Consider the following 18189-nt stretch of genomic DNA (forward strand, 5'->3'; position numbering starts at 1 on the left):
TTCTGATCACGGAGTGACTTTCATGCGAACTTGGATCTTTCGTGGATATAACCTGTGATAAACGAGAGGAGTTAACCTATGAGTTACGTAATTGGCGTCGATCTAGGAACCAGTGCGGTCAAAACGGTGCTGGTCAATCGTGAAGGAAAAGTGGCATTTGAAGCATCCGAGGCATACCCGTTGTACCAGCCCAAGGCTGGATATAGCGAACAAAATCCCGAAGATTGGGTAGAGCAGACGATTGTCTCCTTGCGCAAATTGCTGGAAGTGTCTGGCGTGCAGCCTTCGGAAATCGAGGGGTTGAGCTTCTCCGGCCAGATGCACGGACTGGTCTTGGTGGATGCCGAAGGTAAACCGCTGCGTAATGCAATCCTGTGGAACGATACACGCACAACGGCTCAGTGCCGTCGCATCGAAAAAGTGCTGGACGGCAAGCTGTTAAGCATTGCGCGGAACCGTGCCCTGGAAGGTTTTACTTTACCGAAAATTCTATGGGTTCAGGAGAACGAGCCTGAATTGCTGCAGCAAGCATCCGTGTTCCTGTTGCCAAAAGACTATGTGCGTTATCGCCTGACAGGGGATTACGCCATGGATTATTCGGATGCAGCAGGTACGTTGCTGCTGGACGTTGCAGGCAAGCAGTGGAGCAACGAGATCGCAGAAGCATTCGAGCTGCCAATCTCCCTTTGTCCACGTCTCGTGGAATCGTTTGAGGAAGTGGGCACATTGCTGCCTGAGATTGCAGATCAAACGGGTCTGGCGGCTGCGACGAAAGTATATGCAGGCGGTGCGGACAATGCTTGTGGTGCCATTGGCGCAGGCATTCTAAGTGAAGGACAGACGATGTGCAGCATCGGCACGTCCGGGGTTGTGCTTTCCTACGAAGAGCGTAAAGATCTCGATTTCGAAGGCAAAGTACACTTTTTTAACCACGGGGAGAAAGATGCCTTCTATATTATGGGGGTAACGCTTGCAGCAGGATACAGCCTGTCCTGGTTCAAGGATACATTTGCAGCGGACAAATCGTTTGATGTGCTCTTACAGGGCATTGATCAGGTGCCGGCGGGCAGCAATGGATTGTTGTTCACACCTTATATCGTTGGGGAGCGTACACCTCACCCGGATGCGAATATTCGTGGTAGCTTCATCGGTATGGATGCGGGGCACAAGCTGGAGCACTTTGGACGCGCGGTGATGGAAGGCATTACGTTCTCGCTACGCGAGTCGATTGATATTCTGCGCGGTGCAGGTAAAACCGTGAATGAAGTCATCTCCATTGGTGGTGGTGCCAAAAATGAAGCCTGGTTGCAAATGCAGGCGGACGTCTTCAACGCCACAATTGTGAAGCTGGAGAGCGAACAGGGTCCTGCGATGGGTGCAGCGATGCTGGCGGCTTATGGCTGTGGCTGGTTCCCGTCCTTGCAGGAATGTGCAACGGCGTTTATTCGTCCAGCGAAGTCCTATGAGCCGAACCCGGAAACGGTTGCGGTGTATGATGGCCTGTTCGCACTCTATCAGGAAATCTACGGACAGACACGTAGTCTGAATGATCGTCTGGCTGCGTACCGTTAATTCATTTATTTCACTACATTAAATTTCTTATTACATTAAGGCATCCGCGCAGGCGGGTGCTTTTTTTGTCGTTCATCCGGATTAATCTCATGAAAGGTTTTCTTGGCCTGCATATCCGCATTCTAGCTCTGCATAGATTGGAAATAGAGGATTGTGATTTGTCCAGGCATCGATGTTCGATGATTTAAATAGGTAGAAGCTTGAGCATGGGGGGTGAAGCTTTGGATGAACAAAAGGAGCATGGAAGACCACATATCACCTTGTCGATGATCGTTCGTAATGAGGAGAATCGATATCTCAGGCAGGCTTTGGAGACACACCGTCCCTGGATTGATCGTGCGGTCATCATTGATGACGGAAGCACAGACGGAACGGTCGCACTGTGCCGGGAACTTCTGGACGGTATTCCACTCGTATTAGTGGAGAATTCTGCTTCACGTTTTGCAGATGAGGTAAGCCTGAGGAAACAACAATGGGAAGAGACAGTGGCGACTGAACCGGAATGGATTTTAAATCTGGATGCAGATGAGATTCTAACCCGTGACTTTGGGGCTGTGCGCGATTTGTTGCTCAGTGGACATGAAGACGCAATCTATTTCAGATTGTTTGATATGTGGAGTGAGACGCATTACCGGGAAGATGAGTTTTGGCAGGCGCACGCTTATTATCGGCCATTTTTAATTCGGTATCACCCGGGTATGAGCTATGAATGGAAAGAAACCCCCCAGCATTGTGGTCGTTTTCCGTTAACAATTCAGCATTGGTCCTATGGATGTCATGCTCCCCGGGTGAAGCACTATGGTTGGGCTCGGGAAGAAGACCGTATCCGCAAATATGATCGCTATCAAGCACTGGACCCTGAAGCAAGATACGGTTGGAAGGAACAGTACGAATCGATATTGGATCAAGCGCCACGACTGTTGTTATGGTCCGAGAATGGAGAGGAGGAGTGAGCGAGTTGAAGAAAGATCAGGTACGTAAATCGCAAGAAGAATCCACACCTCAAATAGAGCCGTATTCCCAAGAAAAAGAGAATCAGAAAGAGAAGCAGAATGAGAAAACAAAAGAGAACCAGCATGTGATCCAGAGTGAAAATCGACCGTCCAGACGTTCTGCTAAATCGCGGGAAACCCTTCAATCGGAAAAGCTTTCTGAGTCTGGACAGGAAAGAATACTGATCGCGAGCCCTGTTCGCCAGACCGCTGCGGTGCTCCGTGAATTTCTGGATTCTCTGCATGCACTGGAACGAACAACGGTGAAGACGGACTATCTGTTTGTAGACGATAACGAGGAAGAAGCCGCATCGAATATATTGCGTGAATTTGTGCTTCAGCATGAAGGGACGGTTATTCATGCAGATGAACTTGATGGTGACAGTCCTCACAACAAAGGGGTATACAACAAGGATGAGGGAGGCCACTATTGGCAGGATGAGCAGATTTGGCGCGTAGCCGGTTTGAAAAATCATATTCTGCAATATGCACGTGATAACCTCTACGATGCAGTTTTCCTGATTGATTCTGACTTGGTGCTGCATCCGCGGACGCTGGAGCAACTCGTATCGAGCGGCAAAGACATTGTATCCAATATTTTTTGGACACGATGGCAGCCGGGGGCAAGGGAGATGCCGCAAGTATGGCTACAGGATGAGTATGCTTTGTATCGACGCGGCGGCAAATCATCAGCCGGGAACGAGGCGGAAGACGAGGGGGCGCAAACGACTGCTTTTCTGAATCAGCTACGCGTCCCGGGTTGTCATGAAGTTGGAGGGCTGGGGGCATGTACGCTCATTCGCAAAAATGTTCTGGCAGCAGGGGTTTCCTATGACCAGATTCCGAATGTATCCTTCTGGGGCGAAGATCGTCATTTCTGCATCCGTGCTCAGGCACTGGGTTTTCGTTTGTTCGTGGATACACATCTTCCGGCCTATCACATCTATCGTCTGTCTGAGTTGCCGGGGGTATCTGCCTTTAACCGCAGGGCCAGACGAGGCGAAGAGACGATCAGTATTACGCTGTGTATGATTGTGAAAAATGAAGAGGCGTCCCTCGCCAGATGTCTAGACTCGGTCAACGGTATTGCCGATGAAATCGTAATCGTCGATACCGGTTCAACGGATCGTACCCGTCAGATCGCTTCCAGATATACGGATCGTATCGTTGATTTTGAATGGGTGGACGACTTTGCAGCAGCACGTAACTTTGCCTTCGATCAGGCAAAGAGTGAATATATTCTATGGCTGGATGCAGACGATGTGTTTGAAGCGGAAGATCGCGCCAAGCTAATTGCTTTGAAACGGTCGCTGGACCCGGATGTTGACAGTGTCACGATGGATTACAATCTGTCATTCACAGCAGACGGCAAGGTTGCCTACAGCCTGCGCCGGAATCGTCTGGTGCGTCGGGATCGGCAATTTCGCTGGATTGGTGCGGTGCATGAATACCTGGCTGTAGCGGGCAATCTGCTGCATAGTGATGTGGCAGTTACCCACAAGAAAGACAAAGAATATACCGATCGTAATCTGCGGATCTATCGCAAAAGGGAACAGGCCGGTGAGGACTTCCCACCGCGCGATTTGTACTATTTCGGCAATGAATTAAAGGACCATGGACAGCATGAGGATGCGGTGAAATATTATGAGAAGTTTCTGGATACCGGATTGGGTTGGGTAGAAGATCAGATCGCTGCTTGCCAGAAAATTGCCGATTGCGAAGCCGCACGCGAACGTCCGGAACAGGAAGTCACGGCGTTGTTCCGATCGTTTGCCTATGATTTGCCAAGAGCCGAGATCTGCTGTCGATTGGGTGGTTATTTTGCCGACCGTGAAGATTATCGCAAAGCTCTGTTCTGGTACGAACAGGCGACTCGGGCTGTACGTCCGGATGATCCTATGGTGGTGCTGAATGAAGCAGCCTGGACCTGGATGCCGCATCTTCAACTATGTGTATGTTATGACCGCATGGGTAACCGTGCCAAGGCCCGGGAACATAATGATATCGCACTCGCCTATCATCCAACGCATCCAAGTATGTTATATAACGATCGTTACTTTAAAGATTTGGAGAAGGATAACGTATTGGAAAATGCTTAGCATTTCTGATCAAAATGGATGCCTCTTTCATGGAATTGAGTGGGTGAATCAGCCCATGTTCCATGAAGAGGTTTTTTTACGTTGTTATAAAAGAACATCATAGAGTTGGTGACAGACGTATTCACTTCGGAAATGGATTAATGTATTTCATCCAGGGGAGGATATGCTTTACAATAATAGTAACGGAAAAGCGGTGAACATGATTGCCTGTCTTCGGCTACCGAATTGATGAAGTTAGGGGAACTGGATATGAATCTGACGGAAGTACTATTGGAATCGAGGCTGGTCGCGATTGTACGAGGCATTAGCCGTGAAGCGGCGGTAACAGCTGGACAAGGTATGACAAGTGGTGGCATCCGACTGATGGAGGTCACACTGAACACGCCGGGAGCACATGATATTATTGCAGACTGGCGTGAGCGGCATGAAGGGAAGGCTTATGTTGGAGCGGGTACGGTACTGAATGTGCAGATGGCCAAGGAAGCGGTCGCTGCAGGCGCACAATTTTTGGTGTCTCCCAATGTCGATCTGTCTGTAATTGAATATGCTGTAGAACATGGTATCGAGATCTGGCCTGGAGCCATGACTCCCACGGAGATTGTCGCTGCCCATGAAGCGGGAGCACGAGTTGTGAAGCTATTTCCGATGGCAAGTCTGGGCATTCCGTATCTGCGGGAGATCAAAGCCCCACTGAATCATATTCCACTGCTGGCAACAGGCGGCGCAACGCTGGAGAACATTGCTGACTATTACGCAGCAGGCGCTGCTGCGGTGGGTCTGGGAAGTGCACTTTTGCCACGAGAGGCTCTTAACGCAGGAGATCATGAGCAGATTGCGGCCTGCACACAAAAATTTGTGGAAGCAGCGAAGGAGTAGTCACGGGCGACGGACGAGAAGTACGTAGATTTGGGTATATATATGAAGGTATCTTTTAGAACAATTTTAGATCAATCGTTATCATAAAAACCGATGTCGTTTAACGTGCCGTTCATTCTATTGTCTTATGATGGATGTATGCCAGAATTCGGAGAGGAGAGATGCCCTGTGAAAGCTAAAACAATGATTGGCGGCATGCTGGCCGTTGCCGCAGTAACGGCAGGTGGATTATGGAAGGCCGCTGTGAAGAGCCAGACACCCAAGAAGATTCCAATCACCCTGACGCCTCCAATGCCATTTGAGGATGTGACCTTTGACAGTGGAGGAGGTCGAGTGCATGGCTGGTTCATCCCGGCCAGAGCTGACATTCCGAAACCATGGCCGCTCGTTATTATTGCACATGGCTGGGGCTCCAATCGCTCCCGTGTTCTTCGTTACGCGCGTCCGATCTGGGAAGCAGGATATGCCCTGTTTATGTATGATGTTCGCAGTCATGGGGCCAGTGATCCGGTTCGTGCTGCATCTGCCTACCTGTTCCGGGATGATCTGCTCGCGGCATTGCAGTATACGACCGCACGACCAGAGATTGATGCGGATGCCATCGGAGTGCTTGGACATTCTTTGGGTGGACTGGGTACGATTCTTGCAGTGACGGAGGGAATCCCTGTATCAGCAGTGATTACGGACTCGATGCCATCGCAATTTGAGGTAATCGTCAGTTCGGAGCTGAGACGTCGGCGTCTACCCCTCTTTCCACTGGCCCAGTTAATTCCGAGAATCTGGTTCTGGCGATTGGGTGAATCTCTGAAATCCTATCGTCAGCGTGATCCGGTGATGATGCTGAATGAACGGCGCAGGGGAATGCAATTACCGATGCTTATGGTGCACTCCAAGGGAGATAATTTTATTCCCCCGAGTGAGCTAGAATATTTTATGTCCAAAGCCGATCCGCCTGTGGAACATCTATGGGTCAACAGCGGAGGACACAGTTGTTCCGAGGAAGATCCCGTCTTCTGGGATACTGTTATTCCATTCTTGCAAACCCATGTCCAAGGTCGGTCTAAGTCGAACGATTCCACTATTGCGAGCAGTTAAACCAGGTAGAATCAGGCCTACATAAGAGTGCAGGCTAACAGAGAAAACGCCAACGTGGTTGGCGTTTTTTTTGCTGTTATGAACAATATGCAGAAATTCACATTTGTAAAATTGCCCCGAAAACGACCATTAAAAAGGAAGCTTATGGTATCATAGGATAGACTGGCAATATTCATGCGAGGTTATTTGCTATGCTTCTTTGTATGAAATTGAAGGGAGAGGTCCAGATTTGAGTTTGAATTGGAAGTTTAATGTACGTTTCAAAATGTTCGCAACCAAAGCAACAACCGCAGCGATGGCAACACTGTTACTTGCTTCGCAAACACCAGGTTTTGCAGGCAGCGCATCAGCCGCGAGAGTTGAACAGGTGACCGAAGCGACAACGGGGGATAATGAACAACTAGACGCAACGAGCAATGACGTGCCTGAGGGAGCAAAAATCTCATCCAGGCAAGCCAGTGAAAATATACTGAAATTATTTCCATTGTTAAAGAAAGCAACGATCTCATCTGCCCGATTCGATTCACCTAATTCTTATCCACCGCCAGACTACAAGGCATGGGAGATCGGGTTCCAGATTACACAAGGCAATCATACCTCAGGATTCAATGCAACTGTACATGCAGGCACAGGGGAAGTGTTAAGTGTACATTTGCCGTCGGATGTCATGGATAAGCATATCTCGGAATCGGATGTGAAGCTAACTAAGGCTGAAGCCGAAGAGAAGGCTGTGGCACTGTTGTACCAAGCGATTCCAGGTCTGAAGGACACGGAGTATGCTCCGCTTGGAGATCTGTATTCTTCCATTGAACAACAGTCATTGTTTGGCAGAACAGAGTATCGATATGCTTACCAGTTAAAACATGACGGATTGTTATCTGACGCAGAGACAGTCTACATAAATGTGGATGAAAGTGGTTTGGTGACAGGTTACTCACGAGGTACTACCTCAGCTAAGTATCCTTCATCGAAACCGGCAGCTTCAGCAGAGAAAGCCAGACAGCAGTTTGAAGAACAGTTCGATGTGGAGTTGGCTTATATCTCCAAAGATCGTCTGTCTTCCAAGCAGGGTCAGCAGTATTACCTTGGCTACACACCGAAAAATATCAGTATCGTTCCGATTGAGGCGAATACGTTGGAACGGATTAATACTTTAACAGGTAAAGCTGTAGATGAAGATTCTCTACAGCAGGATACGAAGTTGAAAGGTGATGTGACTCCTTTTGTCCCGGCCAATGGTACGAGGTTAAATGTACAGCAGGCCGCCAATCGGGTGGCAACGAACTTTGAAATTCCGAAGGGTTACAAGCTGGAGCACAGCCAGTTAAGCAAGGGATTGTATGCAAGCCCGAACAATCAGGTATGGAGCCTGAGCTGGAGTGATCGAAGTGCCAATATGTCCTATATGTTCATGCGGGATATCTCAGCACAGGTAGATGCAGTTACAGGACAGATCTACAGCTATACAATGATGCAACGAATGGGACCGGAGATGGAGCAGGAGAAGCCAACTGAAGAGAAGGCAGAGAAATTGGTAACCCGGAAACAGGCTGAGAAACTGGCGATGAACACAGTCATTGCACTAGTTCCAGATGCAACGGAGCAGTTCCGGCTGGCTAATGTTATTGAGATAGACGATGCACGCACCTTTATGTTCCAACGGTATCTGAACGGCATCCCGGTCAAGGATGATACGGCACAAGTACAGGTGTTGAACAACGGGGCAGTTAATGAATTCTATACGCGTATTGCCGCAACGCCTGAACAACTGCCAGTAGAGAAAGAACCAGCCATCAGTTACGAAGAGGCAAAGGCAATCTATCTGGAAGAGTTCAAGCTGGTTCTGGCATATTCTCGTTACGGTGGATGGGGTACGAACAGCGGTGAAGTCATCCCGGTGGGAGTTAACTTGGCTTATATGCCTACACGAGATGATAATTCGATCTACGGCACCTATGAAGTGCTGGATGCTAATACGGGAGAATGGACGTTGTTATACGGAGATACAAGCTCTGCAACCAAGGCTAGTCCTACGGATATTTCTGGCCATGTGGCTGAAGCAGCTCTGCGGAATATGACACAGCATGGCGTATTGCTTGCGGATGAGAATGGACGTGTATTCCCGGATCGTGTGATCACCCGAGGTGACTGGTTTAACTATCTGGCAAGAGCGATTAACCCGAATATGGATCTCTACTATAGTGGGGACGGAGATGACAAGCTGTATGCCGACGTTACACCTGACAGCCCGTATTATAAAGCAGTTCGGGCATTAATCGATCAGCGCTGGCTTGCCGGAGCAGACCCTGAACAGAATCTGAATCCGCAAGAAGAGATGACACGTGAAGAATTGGCAGTGCTGCTTGTACGTATTTTACGCTATGAGAAGCTGGCCGGATTCTATACGTTGCCATCGGATCTTCCCAACATTGCGGATGCCAGTGCCATTACGAGCAAGGGTGCGGTTTCCCTGAGTTTGAAATTGGGCTTGCTTCCTTCGATTGAAGGACGATTCATGCCTGCACGCAAAGTGACAGTAGCTGAAGCGTCGGAGGTACTGGAACGGCTTGCCAAGCTTCAAGGCAAGACAGATACGTTTATGAGTGGTAATCGTCTGTATTAGACGAGGAATGACGCATATCAAGCCCGTGTGAATCATAGGATGAAGATAACGGGTAATCGTGATTCATTGAACTGAAGATCAGAGGGACCTTCCATTGAAGGTCTCTTTTGATTTAATTTTTACAAAAATTATATCATTTCAACTAACATTTACACAGCGATCGGAAAGTTGTTCTGCCATCGGAGTGTTCGTGTAAATATTCTTTAGTTGAACTGATATAGAAGAATGACGACAGAGCCTTTTGTGATACAATAGGGCGTGAGAACTTTGCAAAGAGGGGTGGGTTCCTTTCATGGGTAAGAACGGGAAACGAATTATCACCATATTGCTGGCAGGCTGTCTGATTGCTGTAGCGTTACCACGTACGGTTGATCTGGATCAGCTGTATGCAGCATCGGGTACATCAGATATATCCACGGCTACGGATCTGCGTCAGACTTTGCTTACCGCAATGTCACAGCGAACGGAGGAACTTGTTTTTACATACAAAGGCAATGTGAAAGGCCTCAAAAAACAATTGCAAACCTCCATCGATGAGGCAATGAAGAGTGACCCCTATATTCAATATACCGTTAAAAGTTATGCATTTAATTATAAAGGTTCCAATGTGTCGGCCGAAGTACATGTGACTCTCTCCTACCGGGAAACCAAGGAACAGACCGATTATGTAAATCGTAAAGTCACGAACGTGTTGAAAGAAATTATCAAACCAGGCATGACGGATCATGAGAAGGTCAAAGTCATCCATGATTGGATTGTGCTTAACCTTTCCTATGATACCTCGCTGAAGAAATATACCGCCTACGACGGTCTTGTTACGGGCAGTACCGTCTGTCAGGGATATTCACTGCTGGCATATCGGATGTTGGAGCGAGTAGGCATTGATAACCGGATTGTGGAAGGCACAGCAGGTGGGCAGCTTCATGCCTGGAATATCGTGAACCTGGACGGCAAGTGGTATCACATGGATACCACCTGGGATGATCCTACTCCTGACCGTAAAGGTAAGGTAAGCCACAGCTATTATTTGCTGAGCGATGATGAGATGGCACGTGACCATATCTGGACAGGCAAAAGCAAGTACCCTGCTGCGCCAGCCCCTTATCGGGAAGCTTTATTGAAGTTGGTGAAGGCCGGAGATAGCAAAAAGGCTGCCTATCAGAAGCTGTACCATGCTCTGGACTACTCCCTGTATGATGAACAGGATGCGGTTAAAGGCCATGCTGCGCTGAAGACCAAGGTTCAAAGTACACTGAAGGAAGGCGGAACCTCGCTCACGTTCAGGTATAAGGGTACCGAGGCTGGGCTGATTGAAGATTTGCAGGATTTGTACCAGCTTGGCATGAAATCGATATCTTATTATGTGTCCAAAATGGAAGGCACCACCGATCTACGCGTCAAGATTAACTGGACACTTTAACAACCGTTTTGAACAGGATGCTCCGTATGAGGAGTGTCCTTTTTTTGTGTTCAATGACAAGGGTTTATGTGTTGTCTATTTTTTGTATATGTCGCTTTGTTATTCTAATCTTCGGCGTACGCCAACACTACGTTAGAGGAGGATATGCAAAAAATGAGGAAAAAAATGAGCATAGTGATCATTGCTCTATTGCTGGTCACGCAAATGATGCAGGGTTGGATATTTACACCAACGATGCATGCTCAGGATGAAATGACTAATTTGCCAGCCAGTGCAATGAGCGATACAGCATCAGAAGAAGGTTCGGCAGTTTCGGGAGAGGGAAACAACGTTGATGTTGCTGCCAATCCGGAAGAAGAGGAGGATGCCAGTACTCCAAGAGATCAGCAAGGAAATGTGATGCGTTTGCTTAATGCATCCGCAGGCCCGGTGATCACAGAACATTTAATTACAAGTGTGCAGATGTACAATCAGGCCCCTGTAGACAATGGAGATGGCACGATCGAAATAAAAGGCGATAAGATTAAGGATATTCGTCCACGTATTCAGGATGAAGTAGCTGTAGTCTTTACATGGGGACTCGCAGATGACACGCACAACTATAGCGATGGTTCTACGTACACCTTTAACTTACCCGATAAATTCATCATTGGATCGCAGCTTAAAGGTGATCTGGATGGCGGTGTTGGGGAGTATGTGGTGAATACAGATGGCACAATCATCTTTACCTTTAATGAACTGATTGAACATGCGAAGCTGGAAGGTAACTTCTATGTGTGGATCAAGTTCGATGAGAGCAAGATGGAAGATGGTTTGAAACAGAAGATAAACTTTAGTTCCGTTGGACAAGGCATCATTGATGTACACTTTGCCAATACAGCCACGGATAAATTAAAGAAATCGGGAAGCGCAAACAAAAACAACTTTAACTCCGATGAAATTGACTGGACCGTTGATTTTAACCAAGGCGAGAAGGCCATGAACAATGCTGTTCTTACAGATACGTTGCCAACAAACCTGGAACTCAAGGGCAACATCGAAATTCGCGAATTGGAAGTGCAATTGAATGGATCTGTAAAAGAAGGTCCAGTGGTGCAAACGGAGTCTGCGTTTCCTGTTCAACTGGGAGACATAGATAAGGCCTATCGTGTGAGCTACACAACAAGTGTTAAAGCACCAACCGTTGCTCCGTTCACCAACGTGGTGTATCAAAATCAGGTTGCGCTGACAGCAGATCAGAGTGAGTACAATGAAACGGACATTGGTCGGGTCAGCGTGAGCTTTAATGAGCCCTTGAACAAGTCAGGGCAAGATAGTGCATATGATCCGGTGACACAGACGATCACATGGAAAGTGCAATACAACTACAATCAACAAGAAATCGTGCAAGCGAATGCTTGGATTGAAGACCGGTTTGATACGGCAAAACAGAAGCTGATCGACAATTCCGTTAAAGTGTATCAAGTGGACATTAGTCCAAACGGAGCCGCTTCAAATCGGACGCTAATCAATCCGAATGAATATACACTTGAAGCGATGAATACAGGCTTCGATGATGGCTTCAGATTACATTTTAAGAACGATATTACAAAGGCCTATGAGATCGAATATGATACACAATCCATCGCTCGGGTCTATACAAACGATACGATAACCAATACCGTGAATATGTATGATGGTACTTCCAAAACAGGCCGAAGAGACATTCAGGAAGTCATTTTTGCAAAGAGCGTAAAAAGTGAAAACTTCAACACAAAAGAAATCGAATGGCAGATTGTGTTGAACCGTGATTTACAGGACATGACGGATATCGTCATCACCGACAATTATGAAGGCAAACATATGAAACTCATTCCGGGTAGTCTGCAAATTAGTGGTGCTAACAAAGACGACTTTGAACTGACCGCAGATCCGGCTGATCCCTCGTATGAAAAAGGATTCTCCGTTCGGCTGAAGAACGGCGTCACACTTAACACAGAACATGTTATTACCTACACGACAAGCTTTGATCCAACGGCAGGTATGCCAACGAATAATGAATATCGCAACTCAGCTACGATCGATTGGGAAGAGTCCGATGTAGTACAGACTACAATTAGCAAATCTGCTGTGGTCAAACCCCAAGAGTACACCATTCAAAATGGTAACAAGAAGGGCGAATACAGCGCCAAAGACAAAACGATCACTTGGACAATTGATGTAAACTACAACTTGTACGATATTCAGGATGCAATCCTTAAGGATGCTTACACAGGTAACCAATCTTTTGTAGACGGTTCATTGAAGGTTCATGAGCTGGTGTTGCAGGGAGAAAATAATGTTACTGCAATAGGTAGCGAGGTTGTGCTGACGGCTGGACAATTCCAGCTGAACCCGGACGGTAAAGGCTTTGCATTGGATCTGGGTAACATCGGCAAAGCAGCTTATCGTATTCAGTACCAAACAAGCCTGGATGGACCTTATTCCGTCGAAGGCGCATATGCCAACCAGGCTGTTCTAACGGACGGTGAGGGCGGTGAAGTACGCTTTAATAGATCAGCAAGTGTCACGCCAGCTCATGGTGGTGTGTATGTACAAAAAACAGGTCAACAGATCGGTTCAACGGATAAAGCATCATGGACGGTAAATATTAATCCAAGCCAATCTTATGTTCCCGCGGGTTCTCCATTAACGGATACCCTGTCGGAAAACCAGATTTTATTGGCCGATTCATTGAAATTATATGCAACGAACCTGCCTGCCAACAATTCAGGCAATGTATCCACCAAAGCGGGTCTGGTTGATCCGGCTGATTATGAATTGGTCGTGGAGGGCAATACATTTACCTTCACCTTCAAGAAAGACCTTCATACTGCATTCATTCTGGAATATCAGTCCTACATTAATGCCGATCATGGCGCTCGAATTGAGAATAAGGTTGAATTCGCAGGTCAGTCTTCCTCAGTGGTAGGCGAAGGCAATCAGGCGGGCATCAAAGTTTCATTGGCCGGAGCAGGCGGAGGAGCATCCACAGGTTTGGGCAAAATCACTATTCACAAAGTCAGTGATGCAGGACTTCCGCTGGAGGGGGCGATATTCGCAATCTATAATGCGTCTGGAACTACTCTTCTGGAAACATTGAAACCAACGGATGAGAACGGAGTGATTGAAAGCTCCAGAAATTATCGATTGAACAATCTGACGAATGGCGTACCGTATAAGTTAAAAGAACTGTCAGCACCGGCAGGATACTTGGTTGATCCTGAGTATGGCGCTGCTTCAGGCAAAACAATTGAATTCAAGGATGCGGATATCGCCTTTGAAATTGAAAATAAAAAGATTCGTCAAGGCTTTGAATTAACCAAGGTAGATGCGGTGGACTCCTCCAAGACACTTCAGGGTGCAACTTTTGAATTGTACTTGAACAATGGCGCAACCCGGGAGAAAATAGACGAGTTAACGACAGGGGAAGATGGGAAAATCGCCAAAGGTGAACTCTTAGCAGGGAATTATGAACTGGTAGAAGTTGATGCACCTGAGTTTTACCAGTTGGATGCTACATCAATTCCCTTTACCATTGTAGAGAACCAGACTCAGATTATTACATTGACGAAGTCTAATGTGATGGGGACGGGTGGGAAACTTGTCGTTACCAAAGTAAATGCCAAGAATCAGTCCGTATTAAGCGGAATTGAGTTCGAACTGCGTGATCCTTCTAACATGGTCGTTGATACTAAAGTAACGGATCTGAACGGAGTCATTGAATTTGATAACTTGGCCTATGGTTCATATACATTGGTAGAGACCAAGGCAGAAGGCTTTGTGATTGAACAGCCCGAGACGGTTGTATCTATTACCAAACCGGAAACCCAATTGACCATCGAAAATAAAGAAAATGATCGTTCCGTAAAATTGATTAAATATAATGCGGGTCGAACTCAGCATCTGCAGGGAGCTGTTTTTGAATTATGGGCTCAAAGTGCATTGATGGACGCAAATGGGAATTGGGAGTTCCACAAGGTAACGGGTCTAGATGAAGCTACACTGACAACCAATCAACAAGGTGAAATTGTACTTGAAGACTTGGATATCAATAAATATCAGTTGGTTGAAATAAAAGCGCCTAATGGATATATCTTGGACACAACGCCAGTACCATTTGAAATTACGAACATCCAAACCGAAGTTGTAGTTGTGGAAAAAACGAATCAGGCTATCCCGGTATCGGGTGGGTCGAGTGGACCTTATAATCCGGGAACACCTACTACGGGTGTAACACCAGATCCAGAAAAACCAGTAATACCGGAACCAGGAACACCAGGACCATCAATTCCAGGCACGGTTGTTACTGAAACTACAGAACCTGGGGGAGGAACCGGAATTCCAACAGATGAAGATTCCGGAGTAGCGCCACCGACACCTAGCGTTTCGAACGGTGACGACACTGCACCTCCAACTGGGGATACAGATGCACCGAATGGGGATAGTGCATTAGCACCTCCTGCTGGAGCGGACACAGACGGATCACAGGGTACTGGAAACGCTGCATCACAGCAGACCGGAAACGCTGTATCAGAGGGAATGCTGCCGAAGACAGGCGAAGAGAGCACACTGGCTTTCACTGTTACAGGCATGATGCTGATGGCATTAGGTAGTGCGGGATACGCCTACTTCCGACGTAGACAATCGTTTCAACGCTAGATCGCAGCACGTAATGCAGGAACTGATCATATTCAGATCAAAATACCCTCTAGCTTTCACAACGGTGACTCAGAGTCACCGTGTGAATATATACTAGAGGGTGTTTTCTTGGCTGAACCTAGAGAAGATCATAATCCGGCAACATCCAGATTCACTTCAATGGCTCTTACAATGAGCCGATGTGTTGGATTAATAAGTGGATCACACGTAATCAAGGTGAGGACCTGTCCGAGCCCAGGGTCTTCCAATACAGACAAGTCATTCGGCTCCACAACAGATATCTGATCTACCTTGTACTGAATAATCGTTCGATCTGCCAGAGTGACCTCCATGGAATCCCCAATCTGGAGTTCTCCCAGGCGATTGAACAGTCGTCCTTTTTTGTGGGCGCGATGAGCGGCTATGGCTGCATTACCTTTGTTCCCAATGCGGGTAGTTTCCACAAGATGGGTTGCAGCTACCTTCATATTGTCTTCCGTTGCACCCTCCAGAATCGGTAAGCGGACATCAATCTTGTCAATCGATAGCACCCCCAACGTATCCGAAGAGGCTTCCTGCGCTGTATCTGGATTGTCCGTAGTCGGCTCGGTAGAAGCTGCATCCTGTATACCTTGTTCGAAGGAGTGATTAAGCTTAGACAAGCCATTTTGCAACTGCTCCAGATCGTTCATGACACGGGTTTGCTGCCAGTCATAATACGTTTCACGCAGGAAAGGCAAGCTGACGATCAGAACGCCCAGCAGGATGAGCAGGATAGAGAATTTTTTCATTAAACATCAACTCCCGTTGTCCAAGAAAAATAGTGTACCTTCCTCTATTTTACTTACCGACCTATACAAAATATGGACAGGGACGAAAGGACATACGGGAATGTTCAGGGGAGAGAGCCGATCCAAAACAAAATATCCCCGTATCGCCACAGTAGAAAAACTGCAACGCCACGGGGATGTTTTATTATATAGCTACTATTTATTAGTTGGTGAATCGGTAGGTGTGAAATCACATTCCTGCAACGGCACCACTTTGGTCTTCTTGATCCATTTGTAACCGAGCCACAATACCAGGAACAGCGGTACGCTCAAGTAAGCGACGATGGCTCCACTCCAGTCGATCTGGTCTCCCGTGAATGCCTGGTAGTTCTGTCCGATAATCACGATGATACACAGGACAAAAGCGAAGATCGGCCCAAACGGGAACCAGCGTGCCCGGTAAGGCAGGTCGCTCAGGTCTCTGCCTTGTGCAACGTATGCACGGCGGAAGCGATAATGACTGATGGCGATCCCGAGCCAAGTAATAAATCCGCACATCCCGGACGCATTCAGCAACCAGGTGTACACAATGCCATCGCCGAACAGGGAGGCAAGGAATGCCAACATACCAACCGCTGTCGTGAGCAACAGGGCATTCATGGGAATACCTTTTTTGTTCAACTTGCCTAGGAAGCGAGGGGCTTTACCATCTCGGGCAAGGGCGTAGAGAACCCGGCTCGAAGCATACATGCCTGAGTTACCGGCAGAGAGTACGGAAGTTAGAATGACGGCATTCATGACGGAAGCCGCAATGGCGAGTCCGGCTTTCTCAAACACCAGCGTGAACGGGCTAACCCCGATATTTTCCAGATCACCCTTGAGCAGGTTCGGATGAGTATATGGGATGATTAGACTGATCACAGTAATCGCCAAAATGTAAAAAATCAGAATGCGCCAGAATACCTGACGAATTGCACGAGGTACATTTTCTCGTGGGTTCTCACTTTCACCGGCGGCTACACCGATAAGCTCTGTGCCTTGGAATGAGAATCCCGCGGCCATGAATACACCAAGCACGGCGAAGAATCCGCCATGGATAGGTGCATCACCGATGGTGAAGTTACTGAAACCAACTGCTTCTCCGCCCATAATACCGAAGATCATGAGCACACCAACGGCCAGGAAGATGATAACGGTAGCTACCTTGATAATGGCGAACCAGTATTCGGACTCTCCGTAGCCTTTGACCGACAGTACGTTCAAGGCAAAGATCAGCACGAGGAACAACAAGCTCCATAACATGGATGAACTGTCGGGGAACCAGTATTTAATGAGTACTGTAGCGGCAGCAAGCTCTGCTGCAATGGTTACCGCCCAGTTGTACCAGAAGTTCCAGCCCATGGCGAAGCCGAGGGCCGGATCGACAAAACGTGCGGCATACGTATTAAATGAACCGGAGTCCGGCATAAAGGTTGCAAGCTCACCAAGGCTGGTCATCAGGAAATAGACCATAATGCCAACAGCCGCATAGGCAATTAAAGCTCCACCAGGGCCTGCGGTTGAGATGGCGGTACCACTTGCGAGGAACAGCCCAGTACCAATGGAGCCACCGAGGGCGATCATCGTCATATGGCGTGCGCGTAATCCTTTTTTCAGGGAAGGTCCGGTTGTCGTTGTTGGGTTACTGCGGTCTTGCATGGAAACACTCCTTCATTCGATATACTGATGTTTGCGATACCTGAATTCATAAACAAAAAGACCACAGGCATCAGCCTGCGGTCTTTAATATTTCAATGTCCGCACCATGTCCCAGATGATTAAGATAGCTCAACACAGAAGAATTCATACCTTTATATAAAGGAAATGTACTTCCGTGACAGTTCTGCGCCTTTCGACAGCAGCCCCAGCCCACCGGACCGTATAAGGAACGTCCAGTAAGCTTCGGCGGGTACACCTTTCGGCTGATATCAAAAGCGGCTCCTTCGCGCCTCCTTCAGCGTACTGATCGCACCCGCGACCTCTACCTCACCATCAATGGATGAGGTGTATCTATTGTCTATGAAATTATGAACAACACAACTTA

10 protein-coding genes and 1 riboswitch are annotated in these 18189 nt (G+C 47.6%); of the genes, 8 read left to right on the forward strand and 2 right to left on the reverse strand.

The genetic code is table 11. The annotated features are described in order from the left end of the window. The first annotated feature begins 78 nt into the window (after positions 1-78). From xylB to PAHA3_RS19850, 8 genes are all read left to right on the forward strand, one after another. The gene (gene xylB / locus PAHA3_RS19815; protein ID WP_062836443.1) at positions 79-1572 is read left to right on the forward strand and encodes a xylulokinase; all 1494 of its coding nucleotides are present in this window, start codon (positions 79-81) and stop codon (positions 1570-1572) included. A gap of 221 nt (positions 1573-1793) precedes the next feature. Then, positions 1794-2525: a glycosyltransferase family 2 protein gene (locus tag PAHA3_RS19820; RefSeq protein WP_235599512.1), complete on the forward strand. Its 732-nt coding sequence runs from the start codon at positions 1794-1796 to the stop codon at positions 2523-2525. A gap of 1067 nt (positions 2526-3592) precedes the next feature. Next, complete coding sequence (locus PAHA3_RS31235; protein ID WP_062836505.1) at positions 3593-4663, forward strand: glycosyltransferase; 1071 nt, start codon at positions 3593-3595, stop codon at positions 4661-4663. 249 nt (positions 4664-4912) lie between these two features. Next, a complete protein-coding gene (locus tag PAHA3_RS19830; RefSeq protein WP_062836445.1) occupies positions 4913-5539 on the forward strand; it encodes a bifunctional 4-hydroxy-2-oxoglutarate aldolase/2-dehydro-3-deoxy-phosphogluconate aldolase in 627 nt (208 codons plus the stop codon). A gap of 168 nt (positions 5540-5707) precedes the next feature. After that, entirely contained in the window at positions 5708-6634 is a 927-nt protein-coding gene (locus PAHA3_RS19835) for an alpha/beta hydrolase (RefSeq protein ID WP_062836446.1), read from the forward strand. Positions 6635-6863: 229 nt separating this feature from the next. Then, positions 6864-9257, forward strand: a complete 2394-nt coding sequence (locus tag PAHA3_RS19840; protein WP_062836447.1) for an S-layer homology domain-containing protein — start codon at positions 6864-6866, stop codon at positions 9255-9257. 292 nt (positions 9258-9549) lie between these two features. Next, entirely contained in the window at positions 9550-10677 is a 1128-nt protein-coding gene (locus PAHA3_RS19845) for a transglutaminase domain-containing protein (RefSeq protein ID WP_062836448.1), read from the forward strand. A 153-nt stretch (positions 10678-10830) separates the two neighbouring features. Then, positions 10831-15357 (forward strand): collagen binding domain-containing protein, encoded by a 4527-nt coding sequence (locus PAHA3_RS19850; RefSeq protein WP_062836449.1) that lies wholly within the window; start codon positions 10831-10833, stop codon positions 15355-15357. A gap of 128 nt (positions 15358-15485) precedes the next feature. Here PAHA3_RS19850 and PAHA3_RS19855 read toward each other — a convergent pair whose 3' ends face one another. Both PAHA3_RS19855 and PAHA3_RS19860 read right to left on the reverse strand, forming a co-directional pair. After that, the gene (locus PAHA3_RS19855) at positions 15486-16127 is read right to left on the reverse strand and encodes a class D sortase (RefSeq protein WP_062836450.1); all 642 of its coding nucleotides are present in this window, start codon (positions 16125-16127) and stop codon (positions 15486-15488) included. A gap of 195 nt (positions 16128-16322) precedes the next feature. After that, on the reverse strand, positions 16323-17804 hold the full coding sequence (locus tag PAHA3_RS19860) for an amino acid permease (RefSeq protein WP_062836451.1): 1482 nt from the start codon (positions 17802-17804) through the stop codon (positions 16323-16325). A 117-nt stretch (positions 17805-17921) separates the two neighbouring features. Next, positions 17922-18137: riboswitch (Lysine riboswitch) on the reverse strand. Between the last annotated feature and the right edge of the window lie 52 nt (positions 18138-18189).

Source organism: Paenibacillus amylolyticus (assembly GCF_001570725.1).
In the GTDB taxonomy this organism is placed as follows: domain Bacteria; phylum Bacillota; class Bacilli; order Paenibacillales; family Paenibacillaceae; genus Paenibacillus; species Paenibacillus amylolyticus_A.

Coding starts and splice junctions, on each gene's coding strand:
- PAHA3_RS19845 (WP_062836448.1), top strand. CDS start 9,550: ATGGGTAAGAACGGGAAACGAATTATCACCATATTGCTGGCAGGCTGT.
- xylB (WP_062836443.1), top strand. CDS start 79: ATGAGTTACGTAATTGGCGTCGATCTAGGAACCAGTGCGGTCAAAACG.
- PAHA3_RS19860 (WP_062836451.1), bottom strand. CDS start 17,804: ATGCAAGACCGCAGTAACCCAACAACGACAACCGGACCTTCCCTGAAA.
- PAHA3_RS19850 (WP_062836449.1), top strand. CDS start 10,831: ATGAGGAAAAAAATGAGCATAGTGATCATTGCTCTATTGCTGGTCACG.
- PAHA3_RS19855 (WP_062836450.1), bottom strand. CDS start 16,127: ATGAAAAAATTCTCTATCCTGCTCATCCTGCTGGGCGTTCTGATCGTC.
- PAHA3_RS19830 (WP_062836445.1), top strand. CDS start 4,913: ATGAATCTGACGGAAGTACTATTGGAATCGAGGCTGGTCGCGATTGTA.
- PAHA3_RS31235 (WP_062836505.1), top strand. CDS start 3,593: ATGATTGTGAAAAATGAAGAGGCGTCCCTCGCCAGATGTCTAGACTCG.